This window comes from Mesorhizobium sp. LSJC285A00, assembly GCF_000503155.1.
GTDB lineage: Bacteria > Pseudomonadota > Alphaproteobacteria > Rhizobiales > Rhizobiaceae > Mesorhizobium.
In genome coordinates, this window is sequence record NZ_AYVK01000030.1 from 17,889 (window position 1) to 32,912 (window position 15,024).

Below are 15,024 nucleotides of genomic sequence, written 5' to 3' on the forward strand. Positions count from 1 at the left end.
GCCAACCTACCGGCCGTGTGGTCACATCGAACAGGGGAAAAACTCCGCCAGCAAGAGCGGGGTCAACAGTGAGGCGTATCGTGCCGGAAAAACCGGATCGGAATGCAATTGAAGTCGTAAACGTCAGTAAAATTTTCGGATCGGGTGAGGGGCAGGTCGCTGCCCTCGATACGGTCTCGGTATCCATCCGCGAGAATGAGTTTTTTACACTGCTGGGACCATCCGGCTGCGGCAAGACCACGTTGCTGCGGCTGATTGCCGGCTTCGACTTTCCAACCGCCGGCGAAATCCTCCTCTACGGCCAGGACATCGCGCCGTTGCCGCCCTTCAAGCGACCGGTCAACACCGTCTTCCAATCCTACGCGCTGTTCCCGCATATGACGGTCGCCGACAATATCGGCTTTGGCCTGGAAATGCTGGGCAAGCCGAAGGCCGAGACCAAAGCGCGCGTCGCCGAGATGCTGAAACTGGTGAAGATGGAGGCGCTGGCGGGCCGCCGCACCAGCCAGATCTCCGGCGGCCAGCAGCAGCGCGTGGCGCTCGCCCGGGCGCTGGCGCCGCAGCCCAAGGTGCTCCTGCTCGACGAACCGCTCTCGGCCCTGGACTACAAGCTGCGCAAGGAAATGCAGATCGAATTGAAGCGGCTGCAGCACGAGACGGGCATCACCTTCATTTTCGTCACCCACGACCAGGAGGAAGCGCTGACCATGTCGGATCGCATCGCGGTGATGTCGTCGGGCAAAATCCTGCAGGTCGGCTCGCCGCGCGACATCTACGACCGGCCGGCCGAGCGTTTCGTCGCCGACTTCATCGGCGAGTCGAACTTCCTCAAGGCGGATGTGGTTAGCGCGACTGGTGGCCGGGCGACGGTGAAGCTGCCGTCTGGTGTGGAAATCCCAGCCTCGCTGCCGGAAGGCTTCAGCCCCAGCGGCAAGGTCACCATCGTCGTGCGTCCAGAGCATGCGCAGTTGGGCACGGCCAGCCCGAGCGCTTCGCTGTCCGGTACCGTCGAAAACATCGTCTATCTCGGCACCGACACGCACTTCCATCTGCGCCTTGCCGGTGGCGAGCCGTTCATCGTGCGGCGTCAGAACAGCCGCGGCGCCGGTGACGGCTTCGTGCAGGGCGGCCAGATCGGCATCACGATCGGCAACGACGCCGCGCAAGTGCTGAAGGACTGATCATGGCGACCGCGGAACAAGTCGCCAAGGCAGCGGAGCGACGCGATGTGCGCGACCGGTGGCTGCTGTCAGCGCCAGCCTTGCTGGTGATCTTCCTCGCCGCGACCGGCCCCTTGCTGATCGTGCTGATCTACTCGTTCCTGACGCCTGGCCCCTATGGCGATGTGAAGTGGCAGTTTTCGCCCGATGCCTGGCTGTCGGTGTTCATGGAACGCGACATTTTCGACGATACGCTTTCGCTTGCGGCAGCGCATGTCACCATCTTCTGGCGCTCGATCAAGCTGGCGGTGATAACGACGATCGCCACTTTGGCATTGGGGTTTCCAACCGCCTATTTCATGGCGACGCGGAGCGAGAAAACCAGGGATCTCTGGCTGTTCCTGATCACCATTCCGTTCTGGACCAACCTTCTGATCCGCACCTTCGCCGTGCTGCAGATCATCCGCAACGAAGGCATCATCAACACCATCCTTATCAAGCTTGGTATCGTCTCAGCGCCGGTGCAGATCCTCTTCACCGACACGGCGATTCTTATCGGCATGGCCTATGTCTATCTGCCGCTGATGGTGCTGCCGATCTATGCCAGCATGGAGAAGCTTGATTTTCGCCTCGTCGAGGCGGGCTACGACCTCTACGCGACCCGATTCAAGGTATTGCGGAAGATCATTTTCCCGCTGGTCAAACCCGGCGTCATTGCCGGCTCCATCCTGGTCTTCATTCCAGCCCTTGGCGCCTATGTGACGCCGAGCGTGCTTGGCGGCGGCAAGAACATGATGCTGTCCAACCTGATCGAATTGCAGTTCGGCCAAGGCCGCAACTGGCCGCTCGGCTCGGCGCTGTCGATCACGGTGATGATCATCGTCATGGCGGCGCTGCTTGCCTATGTGCGCAATGCCGGCAAGTCGGGGGCGCGGCATGGCTAAGAACTTTTCCATCAAGCACCAGACCGGCTTCACGGTGATCGCTGCGACCTGTTTTATCGTGCTCTATCTGCCGATCATCGTGCTGGTCGCCTATGCCTTCAACGCGGCGAACTCGACGTCGGAATGGGGCGGCTTTTCGATGCGCTGGTTCCAGTCGGCTTGGCAGAACGTGCAAGTTATCGACGCGACGCTACGCTCGTTCCAGATCGGCGCCGTCGCTGCGGTGCTGTCGACAATCTTTGCCACCATGGCCGCGCTCGCCACCACGCGCACCGCGTCCTATCCGGGCCTCACCTTCAAATATGCGGCGATCAACCAGCCGCTGATGGTGCCCGAGATCGTCACCGGCGTGGCGCTGCTGATCTTCTTCTCGCGCATCAAGATCTTCACCGGCTATTCCGGCATTGGCTATCTGATCGCCGCGCACACGGCGTTCTGCATCCCGTTCGCCTATCTGCCGATCCGGGCGCGGCTGGAAAACATGGACCTGACGCTGGAGCGCGCGGCCGCCGATCTGTACGCGACGCCTTGGAAGACCTTCCGCCGCATCACGCTGCCGCTTTTGTGGCCCGGCATACTGGCCGGACTGATGCTGGCCTTCGTCATCTCGCTCGATGACGTCGTCATCACCGAGTTTGTCAAATCGGGCGGCCAGGATACGCTGCCCACCTACATGCTCGGCCAGATCCGCCGCGGCATCACGCCTGAGATCAACGCGATATCGACCGCCTTCCTGCTGCTTTCGGTCGCGATCGTCACGTTGTTTTTCTTCGTCAGCAGGAAAAGAGACTGAACCGACAAATGGGAGCTAAAACCATGAACTGGAAAACAACGACAGCCGCCATCGGGTTGGCGCTGCTCGCAACGACGAGCCTGGCCCGCGCCGATGGCGAGCTGAACATTTACAATTGGGGCAACTATACCAGCCCCGATGTGATCAAAAAGTTCGAAGCCAAATACAACGTCAAGGTGACGATCACCGATTACGATTCCAACGATACGGCGCTCGCCAAGGTACGCCAGGGCGGCACCGGCTTCGACATCGCCGTTCCGTCGCAAACCTACGTGCCGATCTGGATCAAGGAGGGCCTCGTGCAGGAGACCGATCCGGGCAAGATGGAGAACTTCAAGAACGTGGCGCCGGAATGGGCCAATCCAGACTTCGACCCCGGCCGCAAATATTCCGTGCCGTGGGCGCTGGGCACCGTTGGCGTCGTCGTCAACACCGATGCCTACAAGGGACCAGCCGACAGCTGGGGCATCATCTTCAACACGCCGGACGAGCTGAAGGGCAAGACCAATGTCGTTCCCGAGATGAATGACGTTATCTTCGCGGCGATCAAATATGTCGGCGGCCAGCAGTGCACCGACGACAAGACGGTGCTTAAGAAGGTGCGCGACACGCTTGTCGCGGCCAAGCCGAACTGGATCGCCATGGAATACAACACCATCGAAAAGATGGGCGCCGGCGACTTCAAGGCGACCAGCGACTGGAACGGTTCGGCGCTGCGTCAGCGGCTGGCCAATCCGGCCATCCATTACAATTATCCGAAGGAAGGCTACGGCCTGTGGAGCGATAACGTCGTCGTTCTCAAGGAAGCCAAAAATGTCGAGAACGCCAAGCTGTTCCAGAACTTCATCATGGATCCGGAAAACGCGGCCGGCCTCTCGGCCTTCCATCGCTACGCAAACGCAATTACCGGCTCGGACAAGTACATGCCGGCCGATATGAAGGATGCCCCGGAAGTCGTCATTCCGGAGGCTGCGAAGGCACAAGGCGAATTCCAGAAGATGTGCGCGCCTGAGATCCAGGACATCTACACCAAGATCTGGACCGAACTGCAGAAATAACCGCAGTCTGACAGACTCGGCGGCATGCGCCGCCGGGTCTTTTCTTTTCCGGAATGGCTTTCATGGACTCCTATCGCAACAGCGATCCGCGGCCGTCGATCATGCAGGGCTCGCCGCCTCAAATGGTGCTGCCGAAGCTCGACTGGGACCGGCCGCCATGGAATCGCTGGGCCTTTCAACACATCCGCGAATTCCTGCCGACCATCGAGGTCTGGCGCGGTAATGGCCATCGCCATCGTCTTGAGCGCGCAGGGACCGATCTCGACGCGCTGCCGGTGGAAGACAGCAAGGGCCGTCCGACGACGCTCGTTGGCCTGCTCGACGAGACCTACACGGACGGCTTCCTGGTGCTCAAAGACGGCAAGGTAGCCTATGAGCGCTATTTCAACGGCATGGCCGAGCGCACGCTGCATCTGTCGCAGTCGATGGCGAAGTCGGTAACAGGCACCGTGTTCGGTATTCTGGTTGGGCGCGGCTTGATCGACCCGGCCAAACCGGTGACCGCCTATCTGCCGGAGCTCGGCGCGACCGGCTGGGACGGCGCCAGCGTGCAGCATGTGCTGGATATGACCACCGGCGTGCGGTTTTCCGAGGAATACACCGACCGTTACTCCGACATCGGCCAGGTTGATGTCGCCACGGGCTGGAAGCCGGTGCCGCCGGACAGCGATCCGGATTTCCAATGGCCGCCGCATCTGTTCGAGTTGATCCTGCAGCTGAAGGACAAGGTGCGGCCGCATGGCGCCGCGTTCGAGTACCGCTCGATCGAGACCGACGTGCTTGCCTTCATCATGGAGCGGGTCACCGGTAAACGGCTGGCGCAGCTGGTGTCCGAGGAGCTGTGGCAAAAGCTCGGCGTCGACGAAAGCGCTTGCTTCACGGTCGACAGCGCCGGCTATGCGCTGGCCGATGGCGGCTTCAACGCGACGCTGCGCGATTACGCCCGCTTCGGCCAGCTGATCCTCGACAAGGGCCGCGGCATCGTGCCGGCCGACTGGATCGAGGCGACGCGCAACGGCAGGCATGGGCCGGACTTCAATCCGAGCCTGCCCGAAGGCAGCTATCGCAACCAGTTCTGGATCGAAGACCCGCGCTCACGCGCGCTGATGTGCCGGGGCGTGTTCGGGCAGATGATCCATATCGACTGGGACACCGGCATGGTCGTGGTCAAGCTTTCGACCTATCCGGATTTCAGCAATGTCGCCTATTCGGTGGCAACGCTGAAGGCGGTGCACACCATCGCCATGGCGCTTGGTTGACCCACAACAAATCACCCTCTGAGGAAACGTTCATGACCGGCAAGACCGCGTTCGAGACCCGCTACGGCTTCGCCCGCAATGAGGTGCTGCTCTCCAACTGGCGCGAAAGCCCGTTCAACCGCTGGTCGTTCCAGAACCTTGGCGAGCTGGTGCCTACCGCCCCCGTGGCGGCGACGCCGGGAAGCGTCGAAGCGCCGGTGCGGGACCTGAGCGGCCTGCTCGGCGAAAAGGTTTCGATCGCCGGCGCGCCGGAGACGGTGGCCAAATTCCTGGCGCGTTCGAGCAGCGATGCGCTGGCGGTGATGAAGGGTGGCCAGTTCATCGGCGACTGGTTCGCGCCCAATATGGATTTCGGCGCCCGTCACATCATCTTCTCGATCAGCAAATCGGTCACCGCCATCATCGCCGGAATACTGGAAGGCGAGGGCGTGTTCGACCTGGAAGCGCCGGTGACCCAGTACATTCCGGAAGCCGCCGGTTCGGCCTATGCCGATGCAAGTTGCCGGCATGTGCTCGACATGAGCGTCAGCCTCGACTTCGAGGAGGCCTATCTCGATCCCGAAAGCGCCTTTGCCCGGTACCGTCGCGCTACGCTGTGGAATCCGGGCGGCGGCACTGAAAGCTTGCGCGAATTCATTCTGACCTTGCAGCGGCTCGAAGAACCGCACGGCAAAACCTTCCGCTACCGTTCGCCCAATTCCGATCTGCTCGGCCTGCTGCTCGAACGAGCTTCCGGCCAGCGCTTCCCGGACCTGATGCGCGAGAAACTGTGGCTACCGCTGGGTGCTGTCAGCGAGGCTTCGATCGGCCTCGACATGGAAGGTACGGCGCGCACCGCCGGCGGCATTTCGGTGACGCCGCGCGACCTGGCGCGTATCGGCGAGATGATGCGGCAGGGCGGCACGGCCAATGGCCGGCGCATCGTGCCGGAAGGCTGGGTGCGCGATACGACCGTTGCCGGCGGCAGCGCGGAGGCCTGGCAGCGCGGCACGATGGTGCATCTGTTCCCGAAGGGCCGCTATCGCAACAAGTGGTACCAAACGGGTGCGGCAAACGGTGCTTTCTGCGGCATCGGCATCCACGGCCAATGGCTCTACGTCGATCCGAAGATGGAAGTGGTGTTTGCAAAAATGGGGTCGCAGCCGGTGCCTGAAGATTATCCGCTCGAACGCGAGATCGTTGCCTTTTTCGAGGCGCTGAGCGGGATGGTCTGAGGACGAGCCAAAGCAAGGCGCTTTCCTGTGGACCTCTTTGACGCTTGAGAACACTGCGGTTGGCGTGACGGACATCAGCGCCTATGGTCGCCCCTCTTTGCGACAGGGACCAGCATGGCAGCAGACAGCAAACGCATCGCATCCATCATCGCGGCAGAGATCGGGGCGCGGCCGGAGCAGGCATCAGCAGCTATAGGGCTGCTCGATGAGGGCGCGACGGTGCCGTTTGTGGCGCGCTACCGCAAGGAGGTCACCGGCGGGCTCGACGACACCCAATTGCGCGACCTTGCCGAGCGATTGGCCTATCTGCGCGAACTCGATGCGCGCCGCGATACCATTCTCGGTTCGATCCGCGAGCAGGGCAAGCTGACCGAAGAACTTGAGGCCAAAATTGTGGCTGCCGCCACCAAGGCTGAACTGGAAGACATCTACCTGCCCTACAAGCCCAAGCGGCGCACCAAGGCCGAGATCGCCCGGGAGCGCGGGCTGGGGCCATTGGCGGAGGCTATTTTGGCCAACCGGTCGTTGGTGCCCGCCGAGGCGGCGCTGGCTTATGTGACCGAGGATGTGACCGACGCCAAGGCCGCACTGGAAGGCGCACGCGACATCCTGTCGGAACAGTTCGCGGAAAATGCCGATCTGGTCGGCAAGCTTCGCACCTACATGAAGGAGCGCGCTTTCATGCGTGCCCGTGTCGTCGACGGTAAGCAGGAGGCCGGGGCGAAATTCTCCGACTATTTCGAGCATGTCGAGCGCTGGGCCAATGTTCCGAGCCACCGTGCGCTGGCCATGCTGCGCGGCCGCAACGAAGAGGTGTTGTCGCTCGACATCGAGGTCGATGCCGACGATGCCTCGCCGGTGAAGCCGGTCGAGCGGATGATCGCCAATGCCTACGCCATCGGCGGCAGCCTGCCGGGCGACCGCTGGCTGATGGAAGTCGCCGGCTGGACCTGGCGGATCAAGCTTTCGCTGCACCTGACGCTCGATTTGATGCGCGACCTGCGCGAGCGGGCGGAGGAAGAGGCGATCCATGTCTTTGCACGCAACCTCAAGGATTTGCTGCTGGCAGCGCCCGCCGGATCGCGGCCGACCATGGGGCTCGATCCCGGCATCCGCACCGGCGTCAAGGTCGCGGTGGTAGATGGCACCGGCAAGGTGCTGGCGACGACGACGGTCTATCCATTTCCGCCGCGGAACGATGTGCGCGGCACACAGGCGGAGCTCGCCAAGCTCATCCGCCTGCACAAGGTCGAGCTGATCTCGATCGGCAACGGCACCGGCAGCCGCGAGACTGAAAAGCTGGTCGCCGACATGCTGTCCGATATGCCTTCGGATGGCGGGCCGAAGCCGCTCAAGGTGATCGTCAGCGAAGCCGGCGCCTCGGTCTATTCGGCCTCGGCGACAGCGGCGGCTGAGTTTCCCGGGCTCGACGTGTCGCTGCGCGGTGCGGTGTCGATCGCCAGGCGCCTGCAGGACCCGCTCGCCGAACTGGTCAAGATCGAGCCAAAATCGATCGGCGTTGGCCAGTACCAGCATGATGTCGACCAGTACCGGCTTGGCCGCTCGCTGGAGGCGGTGGTAGAGGACGCGGTCAATGCCGTCGGCGTCGATCTCAACACTGCCTCGGCGCCGCTTTTGGCCCGCGTGTCAGGCCTGGGCGCGTCGCTTGCCGATGCCATTGTCGCGCATCGCGATGTGACCGGGCCGTTCGCCAGCCGCAAGGAGCTGCTCAAGGTAGCGCGGCTCGGACCGCGCGCGTTCGAACAGTCCGCAGGCTTCCTGCGCATTGCCAATGGCAGCGAGCCGCTCGACGCCTCGTCGGTCCATCCGGAAGCCTACGGCGTGGCCAAGAAGATCGTAGCCGTCTGCGGTCGCGATGTGCGCTCGCTGATGGGAGACAGTGCCGCGCTCAAGGCGCTCGATCCGCGCGTCTTCGTCGACGAACGGTTCGGCCTGCCGACGGTGCGCGACATCATTGCGGAGCTGGAAAAGCCCGGCCGCGACCCGCGCCCCGGCTTCAAGACGGCGACCTTTGCCGACGGCGTCGACGATATCAAGGATCTGAAGCCCGGCATGCTTCTCGAAGGCACCGTCACCAATGTCGCGGCCTTCGGCGCCTTCGTCGATATCGGCGTGCACCAGGACGGGCTGGTGCATGTCTCGCAACTGGCCGATCGTTTCATCAAGGACGCGCATGAGGTGGTGAAGGCGGGCGATGTGGTGAAGGTGCGGGTCGTCGATGTCGACATCAAGCGCAAGCGCATCGCGCTGTCCATGCGCAAGGACGGCGGCGAGGGCGGGACGCCGAAGGGGCCGCGCGACAATGGCGGCGGCAAGCCGGCGCAACCTTCGCCGATGCCGCAGCGTCAGCCGGAAGGACCGGCACAGCAAGGCGCGTTTGGCGCAGCACTGGCCGATGCCTTGAAGCGGAAGTAGCCTCGAATGGTTCCTTGCAATCGCATCCTTGTGTGGAGATACGCGCGATATGGCAAGTTTCGAGAAAGTGAGTGTCCAAGAGTTGGGGCGTCTTTGGGACGAGGGCATGGCGAGTGGCAGTTCGGTCGATGGAGACCAGGCTTTCGCCCGGATCAAAAGCAAGCTCGATGCGAAAGTTGCCGAACGCAAGTCGCAAAAACGCTGCGCTTCCAGCCGGAAACCGAGTCGATGAAGCGGAAGTAGCTACCAGGCCAGAACGGCCGGTTCCTTCTCAACCTGGCCCAGCAGCCAGTCGCGAAAGCTGACGACGGGCGGGTGGCCGCGCTTGTCGTTCGGGACGACGAGGTAGTAGGCGCTGCGGCTTTGCATCGGCTGTCCCGGCGCCTGCACGAGCTGACCGCGCTGCAATTCGCCGGCGATAAGAACTTGCGGCAGGAGCGCGACGCCAAGCCCCGCCATGCAGGCTTGGGCAACGGTGCCGAATTGCTCGAACTGCATGCCGGGTCCGATCGGTGCGCTCAAGCCCTGTCCCTCGAACCATTCGCCCCAGGCCCCGGGACGCGTCGCCATGTGCAGCAGCGGCAGGCGGCTGATGTCGGCCGCCGTGGTGATATCGCGGCTGGCAAGGAAGTCTGGCGAGACCACCGGCATTACGGTCTCACGCATCAGAAGCGTGGAGTCGGCGTCCGGCCAGTCGGGCTGGCCATGATGGATGGCGGCGTCGAGCCGCTCGCGGGCGAAGTCGAAGCGGCCGATGCGGGTGACAAAGTTGATGGTGATGTCAGGGTTTTCTGCGACGAAATCCGGGATCAGCGGCATCAGCCAGCGCGTGCCGAAGGTCGGCAGTATGGCGAGGTTCAGCATGCCGCTATGCCGATTGCTCATCAATCCGAGCGCGGCGTCGCGCAATTGCCCGAGTGCCGCCCGCACGGCTTCGGCATAGATTTCGCCCGCCGTGGACAGCCGAACATTGCGGCTGTCGCGCTCGAACAGCCGGCGGCCGAACTGTTCCTCCAGAAGTGCTATCTGGCGGCTGACGGCCCCTTGGGTCAAATCGAGTTCCTGGGCGGCAGCGGTGAAGGAGCCAAGGCGGGCCACGGCCTCGAAGGCGGCAAGGGCGCTGGTGCTGGGTAAAAGCCGGCGTTGGACGTTCATGATCCATTACTAAACCTCATTGATCTGTGATGCAATTTTGTTTGATTTTTCCGAAGCGGAGGTGGATAAGCCCGAGCACTTCAAGATTTTGGGAGAGAGCGAAGCCATGGCCGCCGACAAGAACGCGTTCGTCTGGGAAGACCCCTTCCTGATCGAGAACCAGCTTTCCGAGGATGAGCGCATGGTGCGCGATGGCGCGGCCGCCTTTGCCGCCGACAAGCTCGCGCCGCGCATCGAGGAGGCCTATCTCGAGGAAAAGACCGATGCCGGCATCTTTCGCGAGATGGGCGAGGCCGGCCTGCTCGGCATCACCATCCCTGAGGAATATGGCGGGCTCGGCGCCAATTACGTCACCTACGGGTTGGTGGCGCGCGAGGTCGAGCGGGTCGATTCCGGCTACCGCTCGATGATGTCGGTGCAATCGTCGCTGGTGATGTACCCCATCCATGCCTATGGCACGGAAGAGCAGCGCAAGAGATACCTGCCGAAGCTGGCTTCGGGCGAATGGATCGGCTGTTTCGGCCTGACCGAGCCGGATGCCGGTTCCGATCCGGGCGGCATGAAGACGCGGGCCGAGAAGACGGCGAACGGCTACAAGATTTCCGGCTCGAAAATGTGGATATCCAACGCGCCGATCGCCGACGTGTTCGTGGTCTGGGCGAAGCTGAAGGGCGACAACGGCAAGGACGAAATCCGCGGTTTCGTGCTGGAGAAGGGCATGAAGGGGCTGTCGGCGCCGAAGATCGGCGGCAAGCTCAGCCTTAGGGCCTCGATCACCGGCGAGGTGGTGATGGAAGGCGTCGAGGTTGGCGAAGACGCGCTGCTGCCCAACGCCAGGGGCCTCGGCGGCCCATTCGGCTGCCTCAACCGGGCCCGCTACGGCATTTCCTGGGGCGCGATGGGCGCCGCCGAGGATTGCTGGCACCGGGCCCGGCAGTATGGACTCGACCGCAAGCAGTTCGGCAAGCCGCTCGCCGGCACGCAGCTGTTCCAGAAAAAGCTCGCCGACATGCAGACCGAGATCGCGCTCGGCCTGCAGGGCTCGCTGCGCGTCGGGCGGCTGATGGATGAAGGCAAGATGGCCCCAGAAATGATCTCCATCGTCAAGCGCAACAATTGCGGCAAGGCGCTTGACATCGCCCGCCAGGCCCGCGACATGCATGGCGGCAACGGCATCCAGATCGGCTACCACGTCATGCGCCACGCGCAGAACCTGGAGACGGTCAACACCTATGAAGGCACGCATGACGTGCATGCGCTGATCCTTGGCAGGGCTCAGACGGGGATACAGGCGTTTTTCTGAGCCCTCTGCTTCGTCCGGCACTGCGGGGCAGGATCTTTTCAGGGCAGGATGTGAACAGGATCGTTCTGCACGTTGCATTCTTCGGCTGATGTCCCGGCATGGATCCCGGGGTCTGCGCCGCGTCGCTTCGCTCCTTGCTTCGCCCCAGGATGACGAAGGCGCGAAGGGCTTCGCTAACCCCGACGTCTAAGGCAGGCACGGGCGGTGACCCCGCCGCTAAGCACGGTTCCGCGGTCGTTAGCTGCTTAATTTAGGTGCAGCGCAACATCTCTGCTTGGAGAATGGCCAATAGATGTGTCAGGGTTCGGCTGAAGAAACGCCGATCTCCGGGGCCCCATGGCAATACTGGCAGCCGTCTACCACCTGACCCATTACAAATATGACCGGCCGGTGGTTCTCGGGCCCCAGGTCATCAGGCTGCAGCCGGCACCGCATTCCCGCACCAAGGTGCTCAGCCATTCGCTGAAGGTCGGGCCGGCGAACCACTTCGTCAATCTGCAGCAGGACCCCTACGGCAATTTCCTCGCCCGCTTCGTCTTCCCGGAACCGGTGACGGAATTGAAGATCGAGGTCGATCTCGTCGCCGACATGACGGTCTACAATCCGTTCGATTTCTTCGTCGAGCCATCGGCCGAGACCTTCCCGTTCGAGTACCCCGAAGACATCAGGGACGATCTCGCCATCTACCGCACGCCGGAGCCGGCGGGGCCGCTGCTGTCTACTTTCCTCGCAACCATCGACCGTAGCGCCACCAACACCGTCAATTTCGTCGTCGACCTCAATGCGCGGCTGCAGCGGGAGATCGCTTATATCGTGCGGATGGAAACCGGCGTGTTCTCGCCGGAGGAAACGCTGGCCGCGAAAAAGGGATCGTGCCGGGATTCGAGCTGGCTGCTGGTGCAAATCCTCAGGAATCTCGGCCTCGCAGCGCGTTTCGTCTCCGGCTATCTGATCCAGCTGAAGCCCGATCTGGTCGCGCTCGATGGCCCCGCCGGAACCGCCGTCGACTTCACCGACCTGCACGCCTGGTGCGAGGTCTATCTGCCGGGCGCCGGCTGGATCGGCTTCGATCCGACGTCGGGCCTGCTCACCGGCGAAAGCCATGTGCCGCTGGCGGCCACGCCGCATTTCCGCAACGCCGCACCCATTTCCGGCATGGCGAGCTTCGCCAATGTCGAATTCGGCTTCGACATGCGTGTCGACCGCATCGCCGAACATCCGCGCATCACCAAGCCATTCTCGGACGAAAGCTGGCAGGCGCTGGATGCGCTGGGCAACAAGGTCGACGCCGCACTTCAAGCGGGCGACGTCAGGCTGACCATGGGCGGCGAGCCGACCTTTGTCTCCATCGACGATTTCGAGTCCGCCGAGTGGAACACCGCCGCCGTCGGCCCGACCAAGCGCGAAAAGGCCGATGCGCTGATCCGTAAATTGCGCGAACGCTTCGCGCCGGGCGGCTTCCTCCACTACGGCCAGGGCAAATGGTATCCGGGCGAAAGCCTGCCGCGCTGGACCTTTTCGCTCTATTGGCGCACCGACGGCCAGCCGGTGTGGAGCGATCCGTCGCTGATCGCACGCGAAAAGAGCGACGCAAAGGTGGGGCCGCAGCAGGCCGAGAGCTTGCTGACGGCAATCGCCGGCGAACTCGGCATCGACAAGGCGATGGTCAGCGAGGCCTATGAGGACCCGGCCGAATGGCTGCTGAAAGAAGGCAAGCTGCCCGACAATGTCGATCCGTCCAACTCCAAGCTGGAAGACCCGGAAGAGCGCAGCCGCATGGCGAAAGTGTTCGAGCGCGGGCTGACCAAGCCGTCGGGCTACGTGCTGCCGGTGCAGCGCTGGAACAGCCAGGCTTCGGACCCGCGCTGGCGCTCGGAGAAGTGGAAGACCCGGCGCGGGCGGCTGTTCCTGGTGCTGGGCGATTCCCCTGTCGGTTACCGCCTGCCGCTGGGCACGCTGCCCTATGTGCCGCCGGCGCAGTTCCCCTATATTGTGCCGGTCGATCCGTCGCTGCCGCGTGGACCGCTGCCGGCGCGGGAAGCCATACTGCCAGAACCGGCTCCGGCCGAACTGGAAGGCGCCGACGAGATGGCGCGGCGCCAGCAGGCGGTATCGTTCACTGCGACGACCGGCCAGCAAGACCGGGTGGAGCAGGAGATCACCGAGATCGGCGGCGCGGTGCGTACAGCACTTTCGGTCGAGCCGCGCGACGGGCGGCTTTGCGTGTTCATGCCGCCGGTCGAGGCGCTGGAAGATTATCTCGAACTGGTCGCAGCCGCAGAAAACGCGGCCAAGTCGATCCGCCTTCCCGTGCATATCGAAGGCTATGGACCGCCGCACGATCCGCGCCTCAACGTTATCAGGGTGGCACCCGATCCCGGCGTCATCGAGGTCAACATCCATCCGGCTGCCAACTGGCAGGACTGCGTGGCGACGACGACGGCGATCTACGAGGAAGCACGGCAGACGCGGCTTGGCGCCGACAAGTTCATGATCGACGGCCGCCACACCGGTACCGGCGGGGGCAACCATGTCGTCGTCGGCGGCGCGACGCCCAATGACAGCCCGTTCCTGCGCCGGCCCGATCTGTTGAAGAGCCTGGTGCTACAATGGCAGCGGCGCCCGTCGCTGTCCTATCTATTTTCCGGCCTGTTCATCGGCCCGACCAGCCAGGCGCCGCGCTTCGACGAGGCGCGGCACGACTCGCTTTACGAACTCGAGATCGCGATGGCGCAGGTGCCGCATCCGGGCCAGGGCAACACACCGCTGCCTTGGCTGGTCGACCGACTGTTTCGCAACCTGTTGACCGATGTCACCGGCAATACGCACCGCTCGGAAATCTGCATCGACAAGCTGTTTTCGCCCGATGGCCCGACCGGCCGGCTTGGGCTTGTCGAGTTCCGCGGTTTCGAGATGCCGCCCAATGCGCGCATGTCGCTGGCGCAGCAATTGCTGGTGCGCGCCATCATCGCCCGTGCGTGGAACAACCCGCTTGATGGCCGCTTCGTGCGCTGGGGCACCTCGCTCCATGACCGGTTCATGCTGCCGCATTATGTCTGGGCGGATTTCCTCGACATGCTCGACGACCTCAAGCTCAACGGTTTCGAATTCCGGCCGGAATGGTTCGATGCCCAGCTGGAGTTCCGCTTTCCGTTCTGCGGCGAAGTCCAGCATGCCGGCATCAAGCTGGAACTGCGGCAGGCGCTGGAGCCGTGGCATGTCATGGGCGAGCAAGGCGCAATCGGCGGCACTGTGCGTTTCGTCGACTCCTCGGTCGAACGGCTGCAGGTCAGGACCGAAGGCCTCAACCCGGAACGCCATGCCATTGTCTGCAATGGCCGAATCGTGCCGATGAAGGTCACCGACAATCGCGAGGTCGCGGTAGCCGGTGTGCGCTTCAAGGCCTGGCAGCCTTCGTCGGGCCTGCACCCGGCGCTGCCGGTCAACACGCCGCTCGTCTTCGATATCTACGACCGTTGGTCGGGGCGGGCGGTGGGCGGCTGCGTCTACCATGTCGCGCATCCAGGTGGGCGCAGCTACGACACTTTCCCGGTCAACGGCAATGAGGCTGAGGCGAGGCGTCTCGCCCGCTTCGAGCCGCGCGGCCATACGCCGTCGGCCTATGTGCTGCGCAATGAAGAAGCCTCTGAAGACTTCCCCATGACCCTTGACCTCAGGCGGCCAGCAAGACTCTGATCAGCG

At 63.2% G+C, this 15,024-nt stretch carries 11 protein-coding genes; 10 read left to right on the plus strand and 1 reads right to left on the minus strand.

Going from position 1 to position 15,024, the window contains the following annotated elements; all coding sequences use genetic code 11:
• The first annotated feature begins 80 nt into the window (after positions 1-80).
• From X726_RS146595 to X726_RS1000000168170, 8 genes are all read left to right on the plus strand, one after another.
• On the plus strand, positions 81-1,181 hold the full coding sequence (locus tag X726_RS146595) for an ABC transporter ATP-binding protein (RefSeq protein WP_031215226.1): 1,101 nt from the start codon (positions 81-83) through the stop codon (positions 1,179-1,181).
• 2 nt (positions 1,182-1,183) lie between these two features.
• Positions 1,184-2,104: an ABC transporter permease gene (locus X726_RS146590; protein WP_023671765.1), complete on the plus strand. Its 921-nt coding sequence runs from the start codon at positions 1,184-1,186 to the stop codon at positions 2,102-2,104.
• Positions 2,097-2,897: an ABC transporter permease gene (locus X726_RS146585; RefSeq protein WP_023671766.1), complete on the plus strand. Its 801-nt coding sequence runs from the start codon at positions 2,097-2,099 to the stop codon at positions 2,895-2,897. Before X726_RS146590 ends, X726_RS146585 begins: the two co-directional genes overlap by 8 nt.
• A gap of 23 nt (positions 2,898-2,920) precedes the next feature.
• Complete coding sequence (locus X726_RS146580; RefSeq protein WP_023671767.1) at positions 2,921-3,955, plus strand: extracellular solute-binding protein; 1,035 nt, start codon at positions 2,921-2,923, stop codon at positions 3,953-3,955.
• Positions 3,956-4,017: 62 nt separating this feature from the next.
• A complete protein-coding gene (locus X726_RS146575; protein WP_031215228.1) occupies positions 4,018-5,214 on the plus strand; it encodes a serine hydrolase in 1,197 nt (398 codons plus the stop codon).
• Positions 5,215-5,246: 32 nt separating this feature from the next.
• Positions 5,247-6,428, plus strand: a complete 1,182-nt coding sequence (locus tag X726_RS146570; protein ID WP_023671769.1) for a serine hydrolase — start codon at positions 5,247-5,249, stop codon at positions 6,426-6,428.
• Between the two features lie 114 nt (positions 6,429-6,542).
• Positions 6,543-8,864, plus strand: a complete 2,322-nt coding sequence (locus X726_RS146565) for a Tex family protein (protein ID WP_023671770.1) — start codon at positions 6,543-6,545, stop codon at positions 8,862-8,864.
• A gap of 49 nt (positions 8,865-8,913) precedes the next feature.
• A complete protein-coding gene (locus tag X726_RS1000000168170) occupies positions 8,914-9,096 on the plus strand; it encodes a hypothetical protein (protein WP_023671771.1) in 183 nt (60 codons plus the stop codon).
• Between the two features lie 11 nt (positions 9,097-9,107).
• Here the strand turns inward: X726_RS1000000168170 and X726_RS146560 are convergent, their stop codons facing one another.
• Complete coding sequence (locus X726_RS146560) at positions 9,108-10,019, minus strand: LysR family transcriptional regulator (RefSeq protein ID WP_023671772.1); 912 nt, start codon at positions 10,017-10,019, stop codon at positions 9,108-9,110.
• A gap of 106 nt (positions 10,020-10,125) precedes the next feature.
• On the opposite strand from X726_RS146560, the gene X726_RS146555 reads away from it, so the two are divergent.
• Positions 10,126-11,322 carry an acyl-CoA dehydrogenase gene (locus tag X726_RS146555; protein ID WP_027049851.1) on the plus strand — a complete coding sequence of 399 codons (1,197 nt, stop codon included), beginning with the start codon at positions 10,126-10,128 and terminating at the stop codon, positions 11,320-11,322.
• Positions 11,323-11,658: 336 nt separating this feature from the next.
• Entirely contained in the window at positions 11,659-15,018 is a 3,360-nt protein-coding gene (locus tag X726_RS146550) for a transglutaminase family protein (RefSeq protein ID WP_023671774.1), read from the plus strand.
• Positions 15,019-15,024: the final 6 nt, after the last annotated feature.